The following is a 16,401-nucleotide window of genomic DNA, read 5'->3' as shown; positions in this document are numbered from 1 at the left end:
GGGTCGCGGGTTCGAGCCCCGTCAACCGCGCCACTTTTCCGCCCCGGAAGCCTGCCCGGAAATGGCACATGTCCAAGCTGATAGATGACTTGTCGCTGACCGTTTTCCTCGTCGTTTCCTGACGCTCTGTCCGGCGCCTTTCACCCCCGAACGCATCTCCGCGAGAAGCTGCGCATGCTTGCGGGCGGCGATCCCACACGCCCCGCAGACATGTTCGAATTGGCGCCACACGGGCTTCCCGGGCTGGCTTTGGGCTGAAACTCGCGCGCATTGCTCTGGGGCAACACGGTGCCGAACATCGGGGCGCGGGCCTCTCGGTCCGCCTCGGATTGATTTTGATTCTCCTGCCGCACCAAAACCTGTATGTATCGGGCAAATCAGGTGGAAATCGGCCCCGGGCAGGGGGCCTCGAGGCGGAGCAGGCGGATGCAATCGAAAGTGGCGGCCTTGACCATGGTGCGGGACGACCTGTTTTTCCTGCGTGCATGGCTGCATCACTATGGCGAGGTTCTGGGGCGCGAGAACTGCTATATCGTGAACCACGGTCGCGGCGAGGCGGTGGCCGAGTTGGCGCGCGGCTGCAACATCATTGGCATCCCCGGCGATCCGCACAAGAATTTCGACATGAAGCGCTGGCGGCTATTGAACAACCTGGTCGAGGGGCTGCGCTGTTACTATGACCACGTGGTGGTGGGGGATGTGGACGAGCTGGTGGTGGTTGACCCGGCGCTTGGACAGAACCTGCTGGAGTATCTTTCCGGCAAGCCCCTGCGCCGGGTCCTGACCCCCTTGGGCCTGGAGGTGGTGCACCGCATCGACAAGGAGCCCGAGGCGGTGAGCGACCGTATCCTTGGCCCCCGTCGCCATGTGCGCATGGCGCCGCATTATTCCAAGCCCTGCGTTATCTCGGCGGGGACCAAGATCGCCCGGGGTGGCCATTTCACCAAGCTTGACAAGCTGCATACACCGGATGCGCTGTATCTGTTCCATCTGAAATTCTGCGACTTTCCCGAATATGTCTCGGCGATGAACCGTCGCAATGCAGTGACCGCCGAGATCGGGGCAGGCATCAAGGATACCGCCATCGGCCGTCACTGGTTTGCCGAGGCCCGAGGGGAGGATCGCGCCTCTTTCGAGGGTTTTGCCGACCTGCCGATGCAGGAGGGGTTCGACATGGCGCCCTATCGTCGCGCGATGCATGACAGCTGGAAACCGCGGGGCAACACGGGGTTCTGGGAGTTCGACCGCCCCGATATCGCCGCGCTGTTCGAGCTGCCGGAGCGGTTCTTCGGAGTGTTCTGAGCTCCGCCTTGGGTAAGGGTTTGCCAGGACATTGACGGAAAGTGACCGGTTGCGACCCCGATAAGGTCTTTCAGGTGGCGAAAAGACAGGCGAATGCTGTTTTTGCCAGAAATCTGGAAATCCGAAACTCCCGCGACGTTACGGACGAAACGCCCCGGATCGGGGCGTTTCGCAGGTCCAGTTCTTTTCCCGAACCCAGTCTTACCCTGCGATCTCGGCCAGAATGCGCGCCCAGGAGCGGATGCCCTTGTGAAAACTCTCCAGGTCGTATTTTTCGTTCGGCGAGTGGATGTTGTCGTCATCCTTGGCAAAACCCACCAGCATCGCGTCCATGCCCAGGATATCCTTGAAATGTCCGGCAATCGGGATCGACCCGCCGCAACCGACATAGGCCGCAGGGATGCCGTATTCGTCCGACAGCGCCTTTCGGGCCTGTTCAAAGGCCGGGTTCTCGGTCGACATTTGCGAGGCGGCCGAGACGTCCTTCGACCGGTATTCGATAGAGAACCCCTCGGGCAGGCGGCTTTCCACATAGGTTCGGAAAGATTTCTGGATCGCGTAAGGATCCTGCTTGCCGACCAGGCGGAAGCTGACCTTGGCCGAGGCCTGGCTGGGCAGCACGGTCTTGAATCCATCCCCGGTGTAGCCGCCCCAGATGCCGTTCACGTCGCAGGTCGGACGAGACCAGATCATTTCCAGCGGCGTACGGTCCAGTTCGCCCGCCGGAACCCGCAGGCCCACGTCCCCAAGGAAGGCGCCGTGGTCGAAGCCCAGCCCCTGCCACTGGCTGCGGATCTCGTCCGTCAACTCCTCGACCCCGTCGTAGAAACCGGGCAGGGTGATGCGGCCGGTGTCGTCATGCAGATCGGCGAGGATGCGGGTCAAAACACGGATCGGGTTCATCGCGATGCCACCATACATGCCGGAATGCAGGTCGCGGTCGGGGCCGGTTATGGTGAAATCTTCCCCCACCAAACCGCGCAGCCGGGTGACGATGGCGGGGGTTTTTGATTCGAACAGGCCGGTGTCGCAGATCAGCGCCACGTCGGCGGTCAGCTCCGTGGCGTTTTCCTTCATGAAGGGCACCAGCGAGGGCGAGCCCGACTCTTCCTCGCCTTCGAAGAAGACCGAGATCTTCCCGGGCAGCGATCCGTGCACCGCCTTCCAGGCGCGGCAGGCCTCGACGAAGGTCATCAGCTGGCCCTGGTCATCCGACGCGCCGCGTCCGCGAATGACCTTGCCGGCCGGGGTGTCCTCCAGCGCCGGTTCAAAGGGCGCGCTGTCCCAGAGCTCGATCGGATCCACCGGCTGCACGTCATAGTGGCCGTAAAACATGACATGCGGCCCATTCCCCCCCGTATCCGTGGCCGTATGGGCCACCACCATCGGATGGCCCGGAGTGGGGCGTTTGGACGCGTCAAAACCGATGCCCTTCAGGTCCGCGACCAGCCAGTCGGCGGCGCGATCGCACTCGGTGGCGTAGGCCGGGTCGGTCGACACGGACTGGATGCGCAGAAGCGCCAGCAGGCGGTCGATGGCTCCGGTCAGGTCGTCGTCGATCTTCTTCAGGACGGGGTCGAGGGTCATGGGGCGCTCCGGCAGGTTTGCGAAATCTTGCCGGTCAACGTAACAGCGCGCGGGCCACTGTCCAGAGGGTCTGGCCCCGCGCCGGGGCAGGGGGTAAGCTCCCCGCGAACCAGCGAGGGAGTGTGGAATGAAACGGGGTCTTTTGGCTGTTCTGTCCGGGGTGGCGATGGCCGGAGTCATGGTAGGGGCCGCGCTGGCCGAGCCGGTCGAGGAACGCGCGGCGCGCAAGATGTTGTTCAGCCCGAAGGGGCTTGTGCTGGAACCGGTCGCGGTCGAGGGCCTGTCGGGCGAGATCGCCGCCAGTATCGACGCCTTGGTCGCCCAGTTCGCCGACCGCAAGCGGCTGAACGCGCTGGAAGCCGCCGGGTACAGCTATTACGGCGCGCTGGCGGTCCCGACCGACCGGGTGCTGGAAATGGAAAACCTGGCCTTCGTCACCAAGCTGCACAACCCCGAGGCCGCGCAGGCCACCGCGCTCGATGCCTGCGCCGGGGCTTCAGGCAGCCAGTCCTGCGCGGTGGTTGCGCTGCTTCTGCCGAAGAACTGGAAACCCCAGCCCCTGATGCTGAGCCAGGTCGCTACCGAACGGCTGCGCAAGACCTGGAAAGAGGGCGAAGGCCCCAAGGTCCTGGCCATGTCGCCGGGCACCGAGGCCTGGGTGATCGCCAAGGGGGCGGGCGCAGCCGAGGCGGCGCTGGACCGGTGCAACACCCGTGCTGCCGAACAGGGCGCCACCGATTGCGAAATCGTCGTGTCCGAGGATTAAATACTTCGAATCACCCGGGTTCCGGGTAAACTGTCAGGGCACCCGGGCCTGCCAAATGGCGCGTTTCGGAAACCTGATCGAGGCGAATCCCGCATTTGACACAGGTCAAGGGCGGCATCTGCGGCATTCTGTATCGGTTTTTTGAATGTGTTCACCTTACGGACCCTGTATGGTGTCGCAACGAACAGGATCACACCGGACCCTTGGAGGGGACTTTGAACTACGACGCGAAACTGGACGCGGCGCTGCAGCGCCTGCATGACGAAGGCCGCTACCGCACCTTCATCGACATCGAACGCGAAAAGGGCAACTTCCCCCATGCGGTCTGGACCCGTCCGGACGGCACGCAGACGCCGGTCACGGTCTGGTGCGGCAATGACTATCTGGGCATGGGCCAGCACCCGGCTGTTCTGGAAGCGATGCACGAGGCGCTGGAAGCCACCGGCGCCGGTTCCGGGGGCACGCGCAACATCTCGGGCACGACGGTCTATCACAAGCGGCTCGAGGCCGAACTGGCCGATCTGCACCGCAAGGAAGCGGCGCTGCTGTTCACCTCGGCCTATATCGCCAATGACGCGACGCTCTCGACCCTGCCGAAACTGTTTCCCGGGCTGATCATCTATTCGGATGAACTCAACCATGCCTCGATGATCGAAGGGGTGCGTCGCAACGGTGGCGCCAAGCGCATCTTCAAGCACAATGACGTCGATCACCTGCGCGAGCTGATGGCGGCGGACGACCCTGCGGCGCCCAAGTTGATCGCCTTCGAATCGATCTATTCCATGGACGGCGATTTCGGACCCGTGGAGGCGATCTGCGACCTCGCCGACGAGTTCGGCGCGCTGACCTATATTGACGAGGTGCACGCCGTCGGCATGTATGGGCCGCGTGGTGCCGGTGTCTGTGAGCGCGACGGTTTGATGGGCCGTATCGACATCATCAACGGCACCCTGGCCAAAGCCTATGGCGTGATGGGTGGTTATATCGCCGCCAGTGTGAAAATGTGTGATGCCATAAGGTCTTACGCGCCGGGCTTCATCTTTACCACATCACTTCCGCCAGCGATTGCCGCCGGGGCGGCGGCCTCGGTCAGGCACCTCAAGACCGACCAGGCGCGCCGCGACAGCCAGCAGACCCAGGCCAAGATATTGAAAACCCGCCTGCGTGCCCTGGGCATGCCGGTGATCGACCACGGCAGCCACATCGTGCCGGTGATCGTCGGCAACCCGGTGCACTGCAAGGCCCTGTCCGACATGCTGCTGGAACAGTTCGGAATCTACGTGCAGCCGATCAACTTCCCGACCGTGCCGCGCGGCACCGAACGCCTGCGGTTCACCCCCTCGCCGGTGCATGGCCCCGACGAGATGGACAGGCTGGTGAATGCGCTGGACAGCCTCTGGTCGCAATGTGAGCTGAATCGCGCCGAGCTCTCTGCCTGAGACAGTTCGGCAGGTGCATCGGCGCCTTGTCTGTGGTATTTCTTCGCCAACGGTGAACGATTTTCGCGAATCGTGGCCGATTGGGGACAGTAATTAAGCGATCAGGGGCAGCGGGCATGATCAAGCGGTGGATTTCACCGAAGGTCGAGGAGCAGGACGAGCCGACAGGCTTTGACAGCTTCGAGCTCCAGCTTGGCGACTTGATGCGTGGCGAACGCGCGACCCTCGGAAAATCCCTTCTGGACGTTCAGCGCGAGCTGAAGATCAAGGCGACCTATATCGCTGCGATCGAAAACTGCGATTCCTCCGCCTTCGAGACCCAGGGTTTCATCGCCGGCTATGTGCGGTCCTATGCGCGCTATCTCGGCATGGATCCGGAATGGGCCTACGAGACCTTCTGCACCGAATCGGGTTTTGCCACGGCGCACGGATTGTCCGAGGAGGCCTCGACCACCAAGCCCGCCCGCAAGGAATACTTCGGCGACCCTCTGGCCAATCCGGATGCGAGCTTCGTGCCGCGTCAGGAGAGCATCTTTGCCGGAATCGAACCGGGCGCGGTCGGCTCCGTTGCCGTGCTGCTGGCGCTTGTGGGCGTGATCGGCTTTGGCGGATGGTCCGTGCTGAAGGAGATCCAACGCGTCGATTTCGCGCCGGTGGAACAGACCGCCAGCGCCATGGAGGCGCTGCCGGATCCGGTCAGCGCGGAGCTCATCGCCTCGGCCGGGCCAGATGCGACCGAAACGGCCCCCGTGCCGCCGACCGTCGAAGCGCTTGATCGCCTGTCGCGCCCGCCGGTGCTCGATGTGCCGGTGCTGGTGCCGCGTGACGGCCCGATTGCCACGCTCGACCCACGCTCGGTCGGGGTGTTGGTACAGCAGCCCGCACCTGCAGCGCCTGCGCGCGAAACCCTCGTGGCTGCCGCCACGCCGGAGCCGCTCGCCCCGGCCACGCCGGTGGTTCTGGGCGAGGAAGCACCGGAAGTGGTTCTGTTCGCCGTGCGCCCGGCCTGGGTGCGCGTACGCGCCGCCGATGGCACGGTGATCAAGGAAAAGGTTCTGGACGCCTGTGAACGTTTCGTGCTGCCGCGCACGGAACAGCCGCCGGTCCTGCGCAGCGGCAATGCCGGGGCCGTGTTCTTCGCGGTGAATGGCACGGTCTACGGGCCGGCAGGCGATGGCGCCAACGTCGTCAAGAACGTGTCCCTCGGGGCCGAGGCGCTTGCCGCCGCCTATCACCCGGTCGAAGCCGGTTCGCCGGAATCACGCCTGATCGCGTCGCCCGCGCCGGACGATCCCGATTTCATCCCGGCCTCGGTCTGCGCGCGCTGAGCGCGGTTCCCCCCAGCGACATGTGACCTTTCGTCCCGACGCGCAGAGGCGTATGAGCCCCCGAGCCACGCCCGGTTGCTTGTGATATCCGTTCCCGCGCGCTACCTAAGGCGCGAACAGCCGTCACGATCCGCCGCAAAGGTGCCGACATGAGCCACAATCCGATCCGTCCCTGGCGCGATATCGACCGCCGAACCTCCCGTCAGATCATGGTGGGCAACGTGCCGGTGGGAGGTGGCGCGCCGATCGCGGTGCAGACCATGACCAACACGGACAGTTCCGACGTCAGGGCAACCCTGGACCAGGTGCTGGCAGCGGCCGAGGCGGGGGCGGATATCGTGCGCATTTCCACGCCGGACCAGGCATCCGCCCTGGCCCTGCGCGAGATCGTCAGGGAAAGCCCGGTGCCGATCGTCGCCGACATCCATTTCCACTACAAACGCGCCATCGAGGCCGCCGAGGCGGGGGCCGCCTGCCTGCGTATCAACCCGGGCAATATCGGTTCCGAGGACCGCGTGCGCGAGGTGATCAAGGCCGCGAAGGACCATGGCTGCTCGATCCGCATTGGCGTGAACGCGGGCAGCCTGGAAAAGCATCTGCTTGAAAAATATGGGGAACCTTGCCCCGAAGCGATGGTGGAAAGCGGCCTTGAGCATATCCGCATCCTCGAAGACAACGACTTCCGCGACTACAAGATCAGCGTGAAAGCGTCGGATGTGTTCCTGTCGGCCGCGGCCTATCAGGGCATCGCTGAGGCAACCGATGCGCCGATTCACCTGGGGATCACCGAGGCCGGCGGGTTCGTCTCGGGCACGATCAAATCGGCCGTTGGCCTGGGCAATCTGCTCTGGGCCGGGATCGGCGACACGATCCGCGTGAGCCTTTCGGCCGACCCGGTCGAAGAGGTCAAGGTCGGCTATGAGATCCTGAAATCGCTGGGGCTGCGCCACCGCGGGGTGAACATCATCTCCTGCCCCAGCTGCGCGCGGCAGGGGTTCGACGTGATCAGGACCGTGGCGGAGCTGGAAGAGCGGCTGGCCCATATCCACACGCCCATGTCCCTGTCAATCATCGGCTGCGTGGTGAATGGCCCCGGCGAGGCGCTGATGACGGATGTCGGCTTCACCGGCGGGGGCGCGGGCTCGGGCATGGTCTATGTGGCCGGCAAGCAGGACCACAAACAAGACAATGCGGGCATGATCGACCATATCGTCGATCTGGTCGAGAAACGCGCCGCCGAGATCGAGGCCGAGGCCGAGGCCGAAGCGGCGGAGTAACCTTCCGGCGTCCGCCCCGCGCTGAAACACCTGGCGCTAAAAGCCCCGTCGAGGGCTTCAGCCACGCTCCATGCGCGCCTGTCGGCCGCCACGGCGCTTGTGGATGCGTGGTGCGCGATCGGGCAGCTCGGCCATGATAACGCGCCGTTCGGCGGGCGTCATGCGGCCCCAGGTGGCGATTTCGTCGCGCGTGCGCAGGCAGCCGATGCAGAGCCCCTCCTCGGGATGCATGGTGCATACTTTCACGCAGGGGCTTTCGGGTTCCGCCCGTTTCCAGATTTCGTCAGTCATTGCATATGCCTCATACGATCCAGCACACCTTGCAGAATATAGCCAGCCGCGACGTGGTCGATCACCTCTGCGCGACGTTTTCGTGACGTATCCGCCTCCAACAGCGCCCGTTCGGCGGCCACCGTGGACAGCCGTTCGTCCCAGAAGCCGATCGGCAGCTCGGTCAGGCGGCTCAGATTGCGGGCAAAGGCGCGGGTGGATTGGCAGCGGGGGCCTTCGCTGCCGTCCATATTGCGCGGCAGGCCCAGGATGATGCCGCCCAGCGAGCGGTCCCGGACGATCTCCAGCAGCCGCGCTGAATCGACGCCGAATTTCTTGCGGCGAATGGTTTCCAGCGGTGTGGCCACCTGCCGGAAACTGTCGGACACGGCCACGCCGATCGTGCGGTCGCCCAGATCCAGCCCCGCCAGCGCCGTCATCGGTGCGAGCGCGGCGGCGAAATCCTCGATATCTTCGCAGATCACTCGCTCACCCCGGCGGAGCGTGCGGCGTCGGTCAGAAGGGCGATGGCTTCCTCGTTCCCAGCAAAGACGCCGAGCCCCTCTTCGAACACCCGCTTGGCGCGCTCGGTATTGCCCACCACGCCCAGCACGTTGATCAGGCGGGCCCAGTCGCCGACCGGGCCGCCCTCGGTCGCGAGACGTTCTGAAAGCTGGTTGATCATGCCTTCGATCATCGCCTGCTGCTCTTCGGGTGACATGTCCTGCGCGGCTTCGACATCCTCGGCCGTGGGACCGGCCCCACCGGCCATTGGCGCCCCCACCGGGGCGGGAGGCGCGGTGTAATCCTGCCCGGCGCGGGCCGCGAGGCCCTCGATATTGTCGCGGATGATGCCGATCCAGGGGCTGTTGCTTGCGCCGGGCTGTTCCAGCAACTGGCGCCACATGCGGAAGGCGAAGTCCGGGCGTCCGGTCTGGTCATACATCACGCCGGTCAGGAAGCGCGCGGTCTCATTGCCCGGGTCGAGCTCCATCGCGCGGGCCAGGTGGCTTTCGGCCTCGGGCGAGACATAACCCTCGGCGGCCAGGATCATCAGGTGCGCCAGGCGGGAATGGTCGCCGGCGGTCGCCTCGGCTCCCTTGATTTCGAGCACGCGCGCCTGCGCCCGCCGGGCAGCGACGAAATTGCCGAGCGCCTCTTCGTGGTCGGCCAGCAGCATGTGACCATCCAGTTCGTCGGGCCGGGTCGAGACGATCTCGCGCAGCCGTTCGACAAGGGCGACATAATCGGCAGGTGCCTCCGGCGGCGGACCGGCCCATTCGGGCAGGGTGGCTTCGACCTCTTCCTGGCTTTCGCGGTTTTCGCGTACGTCCCGGGCAATTTCCTTGCGTATTTCCAGACCCATATCGGGATAACCGGCCGCCCCCATCTGGTCATAGAGGTAAAACCCGCCGCCGATCACGATCGCCGCCACAAGGGCCGCAGTAACATAGGTCAGCCCGGCCGGTGCTTCGCCGGCCCTGGATCCGGCCTGCGCCTTGCGGTCGGCCTCCAGCAGGCGGCGCGAGATTTCAACCCGGGCCCGTTCACCTTCGGCCTTGCCGATGGTGTTGCGGGCCATGTCGCGTTCCAGCTCTTTCAACTGGTCGCGATAGACCTGCACGTCGAAGCTGGCCGAGCCCTCTGTCGCGGCTTCGCGACGGCGCAGCAGTGCCACGACCATGGCGCCCGTGGCGACAAGCGCCAGCGCCCCGGTAAAGATCCAGAAGCTCATGTTTTCTCTCCGCGCGTTTCGTTCCCCCTCATTTATAGCGCTCTTGGCCCGGGAAAAACCCCCATTGGTCAAGTGCGACATCCAGACAGGGGGGGCGGGGTTCACCATGTCGCGATTTTCCCCTCAAGCGGCGCGGGATAGCATTGGATTTCACCCCCCGCCCCTTAAAACAGAAGACGATAAAGGAACCCGAACAGGGGGGAATCGCCATGCGGCGTTATTCGGCTTTCGCCATCGCGCGTGAAGGTGCGCGTTACCACACCGGTTGGGAGAGGGCCTGGCGCTCGCCCAAACCGAAAAAGAAGTACGACGTGGTCATCGTCGGTGCCGGTGGGCACGGGCTGGCCACCGCCTTTTACCTGGGTAAGAATTTCGGGATCACCAATGTGGCGATCATCGAAAAGGGCTGGCTGGGTGGTGGCAACACCGGCCGGAACACCACGATCATCCGGTCGAACTACCTGCAGGATCCCTCGGCGGCGATCTATGAAAAGGCGCGCAGCCTTTATGAGACCATGTCGCAGGACCTGAACTACAACGTCATGTTCTCGCCGCGCGGCGTGATGATGCTGGCCCAGACCCATCACGAGGTTCGCGGCTACCAGCGCACGGCGCATGCCAACGCGTTGCAGGGCGTGTCGACCGAGTTCATCTCGCCCCAGCGGGTAAAGGAACTGGTGCCGATCATGGACATCAACGGGCCCCGTTACCCCGTGCTGGGCGCCCTTTGGCAGCCGCGCGGCGGCACCGCGCGCCATGACGCCGTGGCCTGGGGCTATGCGCGCGCCTGTTCCGACATGGGTATGGACATCATCCAGAAATGCGAAGTCACCGGCGTGAACCAGGCCGGCGGAAAGGTCACGGGCGTTCAGACCACCCTGGGCGAGATCGGCTGTGACAAGCTGGCCATCGTGGTCGCGGGCAACTCCGGCGATCTGGCGGGCAAGGCCGGTTTCCGGCTGCCGATGGAATCGGTGGCGCTGCAGGCGCTGGTGTCCGAGCCGATCAAGCCGACCATCGACGTGGTGGTCATGGCCAATACCGTGCACGGCTACATGTCGCAGTCCGACAAGGGCGAACTGGTCATCGGCGGTGGCACCGACGGGTTCAACAACTACACCCAGCGCGGCTCGTTCCACCACGTGGAGGAAACCGTGCGCGCCCTGGTCGAGACATTCCCGATCATCTCGCGCCTGCGCATGATGCGCCAGTGGGGCGGGATCGTGGACGTGACCGGCGACCGCTCGCCGGTGATCTCGAAAACCCCGCTGGGCAACACCTTCATCAACGCGGGCTGGGGCACCGGCGGCTTCAAGTCGATCCCCGGATCGGGCTGGGCCATGGCAGAACTGGTCGCCAAGGGCGAACCGGGCCCGCTGGCTGCCGAGTTCGGTCTGGACCGCTTCCGCGAAGGCCGCTTCATTGACGAAAGCGTCGCCGCCGGCGTCGCCCACTAGGAGGATCAGACATGCTGACATTGCAGTGCCCCTATTGCGGCGTGATGGCCGACGAAACGGAACTCCACGCGGAGGGCGAGGCGCATATCAAGCGTTTCGGTCCCGGGTCGAGTGACGAGGATTTCGAAACCTATCTGTTCGAACGCAAGAACCCGAAGGGGGTTCACTTCGAACGCTGGCGTCACACCGGCGGCTGCGGCAAGTTTTTCCACGCGGCGCGTTCGACCATGACGCTGGAAGTCTACGGCACCTATCCGGCCCAGACGCTGGAGCCGCCCAAGGAACTGATCGACGCGATCAAGGCGAAACACCCTGACTGGGAGGGCTACAAATGAGCACCCGTCTGGCACAAGGCGGTCGCCTGATCGACCGCTCGAAAGCGATGGAATTCACCTTCAACGGCAAGCGCATGACGGGCTATGCCGGGGATACGCTGGCCGCCGCCCTTCTGGGCGCGGGGCAGACGCTGGTGGGCCGGTCGTTCAAATACCACCGTCCGCGCGGCATTCTGGCCTCGGGCTCGGAAGAGCCCAACGCGCTGGTGCACCTGGGCGAGGGCGCGCGGTTCGAACCCGACCAGCGCGTCACCACGACCGAGCTGTTCGACGGGCTGACCTGCACCTCGCAGAACCACTGGCCGAGCCTCGAGTTCGACGTGGGCGCGATCAACAACAAGTTCTCGCGTTTCCTGACCGCCGGTTTCTACTACAAGACCTTCATGTTCCCGCGTGTCGCGTGGGAGAAGCTGTTTGAACCGATTGTGCGCCAGTCGGCGGGCCTGGGCCAGGTGCCCAAGGAACGTGATGCCGACCGGTATGAACACTTCTATGCCCATGTCGATGTCCTGGTCGTGGGCGGTGGTGTGGCCGGTCTGGCCGCAGCCCGCTCCGCCGCCTCGACAGGGGCCAAGGTTCTGCTGATTGAACAGACCAACCACTGGGGTGGTCGCGCGGTCGTGGACGGCGGAGAGATTGACGGGATGCCGGTCGAGGGCTGGGTCAACAAGGCCGTCGAAGAGCTCGAAAACATGGCGAATGTCACCATTCGCACCCGTATCATGGGCGCCGGGGTCTATGACCACGGCTACGCCACTGGCTACGAGCGCGTGGCCGACCATACGCCGGGCGACGGGCGTCCGCGTCACCGGTTATGGCGGATCCGTGCCAAGCAGATCGTCACGGCCACCGGGGCGATCGAACGGCCGCTGTCCTTTGCGGGCAATGACATTCCCGGTGTGATGCTGGCCGGTGCCCTGCGTGACTATATCGTCAACTGGGGCGTCTCGGCGGGCGACCGCGTTGTGGTCGTCACCAACAACGACGACGCTTACCGCACCGCGCTGGCGGTGAAAGCGGCCGGTCTCAACGTGCCGATGATCCTGGACGCCCGCGCCGAGGCCGGGGGACCGCTGGCCGATGCCGCCCGCGAGGCCGGCATTCGTGTCGAGGCCGGCAAGGGCATCGCCAAGGTGCACGGGGGCAAGAAAGTCACCGGCGTGAGTGTCTGCGCCCAGGCGGGCGAAGGCGCGTCGCTGGAAGAGATCAAATGCGACGCGGTTGCCATGTCCGGTGGCTGGTCCCCGGTCGTGCACCTGTGGTCGCATTGCGGCGGCAAGCTGATCTGGGATGTCGAACAGGCCCATTTCCGCCCCGATCCCGACCGCGCGCCGACCAGCCATGACGGCGCCGCCTTCGTGGTCACGGCCGGGTCGGCCACCGGTGCGCTCAGCCTCGCGGATGTGATGGCCGACGCTCATGCGGCGGGCAAGGTCGCGGGCAAGGCCGCGGGGGGCAAGACCTCGTCCAAGGCCGCCCCGGAGGTTGCGCCCGAGACCATGCAGCCGATCGAACCTGTCTGGGTCATGCCGCAGGGCGCCGGACCCGACAAGCGCATGAAAATGTGGCTGGATTTCCAGAACGACGTAAAGGTCTCGGACGTGCAGCTGGCGGCCCGCGAGGGCTATGAAAGCGTCGAGCATACCAAGCGTTATACCACGCTGGGCATGGCCAACGACCAGGGCAAGCTGTCCAACATCAACGGCCTGGCAATCCTGTCCGACGCTCTGAGCCAGGAAATCCCGGCCACCGGCACCACGACCTTCCGTCCGCCCTACAACCCGATCAGCTTCGGCGCGATCGCGGGCGAGGCACGGGGCGAGCTGTTCCAGCCGGTGCGTCAGACCCCGATGCATGCCTGGCACGCCGAGGCGGGCGCCTATTTCGAGCCGGTCGGCCATTGGTACCGCCCCTATTGCTATCCGAAATCGGGCGAGACCCATGAACAGGCGGTCAATCGCGAGGTGCTGAACACCCGCGAGAATCTGGGCCTGCTCGATGCCTCGACCCTGGGCAAGCTGGTGGTCAAGGGGCCGGATGCGGGCAAGTTCCTGGACATGATGTACACCAACATGATGTCGAACCTGGCCGTGGGCAAATGCCGCTATGGCCTGATGTGCTCGGAAAACGGTTTCCTGTCGGACGACGGCGTGGTTGCCCGTATCGACGAGGACACCTGGCTGTGCCACACCACCTCGGGCGGTGCCGATCGCATCCACGCCTGGATGGAAGACTGGCTGCAGTGCGAATGGTGGGACTGGAACGTCTATGTCGCCAATGTGACCGAGCAGCTGGCCCAGGTCGCCGTGGTCGGCCCCAACGCCCGCAAGGTGTTGGAAAAGCTGAACGATCAGGCCGGGGGCGGCATGGACCTTTCCGCCGAGGCGCTGCCCTTCATGCAGTGGCGTGACGGCAAGATCGGCAACTTCGACGCGCGCGCCTACCGCATCTCGTTCTCGGGCGAGCTGTCCTACGAGATCGCCGTCCCTGCCAGCCAGGGCCGCGCTTTCTGGGACGCACTTCTGGATGCGGGCGGAGAGTTCGGCGTGATGCCCTACGGCACCGAATGTCTGCACATCATGCGGGCCGAGAAGGGCTTCATCATGATCGGCGACGAGACCGACGGCACCGTGATCCCGCAGGACCTGGGGCTGAACTGGGCGATTTCCAAGAAGAAGGAAGACTTCATGGGCAAACGCGCGCAGAGCCGCAGCCACATGACCGATCCGGACCGCTGGAAACTCGTCGGGCTCGAAACCCTTGATGGCTCGGTCATCCCCGACGGCGCCTATGCGGTGGGCGAGGGCGTGAACGCGAACGGCCAGAAGAACGTGATCGGCCGCGTGACCTCAACCTACTATTCGCCGACCCTGAAGAAGGGCATCGCGATGGGCCTGGTGAAACACGGCCCCGACCGTATGGGCGAAGTGATCGGCTTCCCCACGGTCGATGGCTCGAACACGGTGGTGAAGGCAAAGATCGTCAGCCCCGTTTTCTATGATCCGGAAGGAGAAAAGCAGAATGTCTGATGTTGTCTCGGCGCTGAGGGGCGCGAAATATGAAGGCTTCTGCAAGGTGGAAGAGGCCGGTCTTGTCGGCATGGTCACTCTGCGCGGCGACCTGGCATCGAAAACCCTGGCTGCGGCGGTGAAAGCCGCCACCGGGGCCGACATGCCCGACATCTGCGGCATTCTTGCTGGGGAAAAGGGCAAGGTCGCCTGGATGTCGCCCGACGAGCTGCTCCTGATGGTGGATCACGGCGCGGCCGAACAGGTGGTTTCCGACCTGTCCGAAGCCCTGTCCGGTGAACACGCCCTTGCGGTGAACGTGTCGGACGCCCGCGCGGTATTCCATGTCTCGGGCGATGGGGCCCGTGAAGTGGTGGCCAAGCTCAGCCCGGCGGACATGGCCGCGCTGGAACCGGGCACCCTGCGCCGCTCGCGCGTGGCCCAGGTGCCCGCCGCCTTCCACATGGATGAGGACGGCATGATCGAGCTGGTCTGCTTCCGCTCGGTCGCGACTTATGTCTTCGGTCTGCTGGAAAACGCCGCCAGGCCGGGCAGCGAGGTCGGCTATCTGACGTAAGTTTCACGATCCTGATTTTCCCTTCAGGTTGACCGCGGGCGCAGGGGGGCTACCCTGTGCCCGTGTTTTCTTTGAGATGGAAATAGTCCGTGAAATTTATCCCTTTCCTGCCGACGTTGCTGCTTGCCGGCACGATTGCAACCGTGGCCCCGGCCAAGACGTACACATGTGAAATCACGCCTGCCGGGTCTGGCGCGTGGATCCCCGAGGTTGTGGTTGTCAACCACGATGAAAGCACCGGGAAGGTGGTGGTGCTCGATCCCATCATCAAGTTCTACAAGGATGCGCCGATCGAGGGCAGGGTCGGAACCGACAATGCCCGGCGGACCACCTTCAACTGGGTGCTGGAGGACATCACGGTTGTCGCCGGCGCGCAGCGCGTCTTCGTGAACGGGTTCTCTTTCTCTCTGACGGTCCGGAAAGCATCGCATCGGGCTTCGATGTCCTCGACGCCGCTTGGCTATGCCAACCGCGACCGTGGCGACGGGCGATGTACGGTCGAATAGGTCGGCCAGGGGCCGTGTGGCGCGGGCGAGGGCTCACCTGGCGCGCGCGAAGCAATAATTGCTCTTTAGAACGGTTTTAATTCGGTTGCGCTCCCCTCTGCCCCTTGACCTCAGGGGGCGGGCTGCCCCATCTAGGCTGTGACATTAACACGCATATACAGGGAGCTACCCCATGGCTTTTGAACTTCCCGATCTTCCCTACGCCCACGACGCCCTGGCCGAGCACGGCATGTCGGCCGAGACGCTGGAATATCACCACGACCTGCACCACAAGGCCTATGTCGACAACGGCAACAAGCTGATCGCCGGGACCGAGTGGGAAGCAAAGTCGATGGAAGAGATCATCGTGGGCACCTACGACAAGTCCACCGTGGCGCAGAACGGGATTTTCAACAACATTTCGCAGCTGTGGAACCACAACCAGTTCTGGGAGATGATGACCCCGAACGACAGCAAGATGCCGGGCGAGCTGGAAAAGGCGATCACCGACAGCTTCGGCTCGGTCGAAAAGTTCAAGGAAGAGTTTGCCGCCGCCGGTGCCGGTCAGTTCGGCTCGGGCTGGGCTTGGCTGGTCAAGGGCGCCGATGGCGGCCTCAAGGTCACCAAGACCGAGAACGGCGTGAACCCCGTCTGCTTCGATCAGACCGCGCTGCTCGGCTGCGACGTCTGGGGGCATTCCTACTACATCGACTTCCGCAACAAGCGGCCGGCCTATCTGCAGAACTTCCTCGACAAGCTGGTGAACTGGGAAGACGTCGCGCGCCGGCTGTCCGCCTGACGCAGCGATGGCCTGAACGACGAAGGCCCGCACCGG

15 protein-coding genes are annotated in these 16,401 nt (G+C 64.4%); 11 read left to right on the top strand and 4 right to left on the bottom strand.

The genetic code is table 11. The features are described 5' to 3' along the window. The first annotated feature begins 426 nt into the window (after window positions 1-426). Window positions 427-1,302, top strand: a complete 876-nt coding sequence (locus Q1V43_RS11755; protein WP_300518071.1) for a glycosyltransferase family 2 protein — start codon at window positions 427-429, stop codon at window positions 1,300-1,302. 201 nt (window positions 1,303-1,503) lie between these two features. Here Q1V43_RS11755 and Q1V43_RS11750 read toward each other — a convergent pair whose 3' ends face one another. Continuing rightward, entirely contained in the window at window positions 1,504-2,889 is a 1,386-nt protein-coding gene (locus Q1V43_RS11750; RefSeq protein WP_300518069.1) for a M20/M25/M40 family metallo-hydrolase, read from the bottom strand. A 127-nt stretch (window positions 2,890-3,016) separates the two neighbouring features. On the opposite strand from Q1V43_RS11750, the gene Q1V43_RS11745 reads away from it, so the two are divergent. The 4 genes from Q1V43_RS11745 to ispG all read left to right on the top strand — a co-directional run bounded on the left by Q1V43_RS11745 (window position 3,017) and on the right by ispG (window position 7,699). Beyond that, complete coding sequence (locus Q1V43_RS11745) at window positions 3,017-3,655, top strand: hypothetical protein (protein WP_300518067.1); 639 nt, start codon at window positions 3,017-3,019, stop codon at window positions 3,653-3,655. A 215-nt stretch (window positions 3,656-3,870) separates the two neighbouring features. Then, window positions 3,871-5,094, top strand: coding sequence for a 5-aminolevulinate synthase (gene hemA / locus Q1V43_RS11740; protein ID WP_300518065.1), 1,224 nt, complete (start codon window positions 3,871-3,873; stop codon window positions 5,092-5,094). A 116-nt stretch (window positions 5,095-5,210) separates the two neighbouring features. Continuing rightward, window positions 5,211-6,422, top strand: a complete 1,212-nt coding sequence (locus Q1V43_RS11735) for a helix-turn-helix domain-containing protein (protein WP_300518062.1) — start codon at window positions 5,211-5,213, stop codon at window positions 6,420-6,422. 149 nt (window positions 6,423-6,571) lie between these two features. Next, complete coding sequence (ispG, locus tag Q1V43_RS11730) at window positions 6,572-7,699, top strand: flavodoxin-dependent (E)-4-hydroxy-3-methylbut-2-enyl-diphosphate synthase (protein WP_300518060.1); 1,128 nt, start codon at window positions 6,572-6,574, stop codon at window positions 7,697-7,699. Between the two features lie 57 nt (window positions 7,700-7,756). Here the strand turns inward: ispG and Q1V43_RS11725 are convergent, their stop codons facing one another. The 3 genes from Q1V43_RS11725 to ccmI are packed head-to-tail and all read right to left on the bottom strand — an operon-like array spanning window position 7,757 to window position 9,704. Further along, entirely contained in the window at window positions 7,757-7,990 is a 234-nt protein-coding gene (locus tag Q1V43_RS11725) for a DUF1289 domain-containing protein (RefSeq protein ID WP_300518057.1), read from the bottom strand. Further along, complete coding sequence (gene ruvX / locus Q1V43_RS11720; protein WP_300518055.1) at window positions 7,987-8,454, bottom strand: Holliday junction resolvase RuvX; 468 nt, start codon at window positions 8,452-8,454, stop codon at window positions 7,987-7,989. Before ruvX ends, Q1V43_RS11725 begins: the two co-directional genes overlap by 4 nt. Beyond that, on the bottom strand, window positions 8,451-9,704 hold the full coding sequence (gene ccmI / locus Q1V43_RS11715) for a c-type cytochrome biogenesis protein CcmI (RefSeq protein ID WP_300518052.1): 1,254 nt from the start codon (window positions 9,702-9,704) through the stop codon (window positions 8,451-8,453). Before ccmI ends, ruvX begins: the two co-directional genes overlap by 4 nt. 209 nt (window positions 9,705-9,913) lie before the next feature. Between ccmI and Q1V43_RS11710 the strand changes: the two genes are divergently transcribed. The 6 genes from Q1V43_RS11710 to Q1V43_RS11685 all read left to right on the top strand — a co-directional run bounded on the left by Q1V43_RS11710 (window position 9,914) and on the right by Q1V43_RS11685 (window position 16,365). Then, complete coding sequence (locus Q1V43_RS11710; protein WP_300518049.1) at window positions 9,914-11,161, top strand: sarcosine oxidase subunit beta family protein; 1,248 nt, start codon at window positions 9,914-9,916, stop codon at window positions 11,159-11,161. A gap of 11 nt (window positions 11,162-11,172) precedes the next feature. Continuing rightward, the gene (locus tag Q1V43_RS11705; RefSeq protein WP_300518046.1) at window positions 11,173-11,496 is read left to right on the top strand and encodes a sarcosine oxidase subunit delta; all 324 of its coding nucleotides are present in this window, start codon (window positions 11,173-11,175) and stop codon (window positions 11,494-11,496) included. Further along, window positions 11,493-14,525 carry a sarcosine oxidase subunit alpha family protein gene (locus tag Q1V43_RS11700; RefSeq protein ID WP_300518043.1) on the top strand — a complete coding sequence of 1,011 codons (3,033 nt, stop codon included), beginning with the start codon at window positions 11,493-11,495 and terminating at the stop codon, window positions 14,523-14,525. The genes Q1V43_RS11705 and Q1V43_RS11700 overlap by 4 nt, the downstream gene beginning before the upstream one ends. Further along, window positions 14,518-15,081 carry a sarcosine oxidase subunit gamma family protein gene (locus Q1V43_RS11695; RefSeq protein WP_300518040.1) on the top strand — a complete coding sequence of 188 codons (564 nt, stop codon included), beginning with the start codon at window positions 14,518-14,520 and terminating at the stop codon, window positions 15,079-15,081. Before Q1V43_RS11700 ends, Q1V43_RS11695 begins: the two co-directional genes overlap by 8 nt. Window positions 15,082-15,170: 89 nt before the next feature. Then, a complete protein-coding gene (locus tag Q1V43_RS11690) occupies window positions 15,171-15,587 on the top strand; it encodes a hypothetical protein (RefSeq protein WP_300518037.1) in 417 nt (138 codons plus the stop codon). Between the two features lie 172 nt (window positions 15,588-15,759). Next, complete coding sequence (locus tag Q1V43_RS11685; RefSeq protein ID WP_300518034.1) at window positions 15,760-16,365, top strand: superoxide dismutase; 606 nt, start codon at window positions 15,760-15,762, stop codon at window positions 16,363-16,365. Window positions 16,366-16,401 lie beyond the last annotated feature (36 nt).

The organism is Aliiroseovarius sp. (assembly GCF_030148435.1).
In the GTDB taxonomy this organism is placed as follows: Bacteria; Pseudomonadota; Alphaproteobacteria; order Rhodobacterales; family Rhodobacteraceae; genus JASBTN01.
The sequence above is the reverse complement of the archived record's forward strand: the minus strand, read 5'-3'. Positions and strand labels throughout refer to the sequence as shown.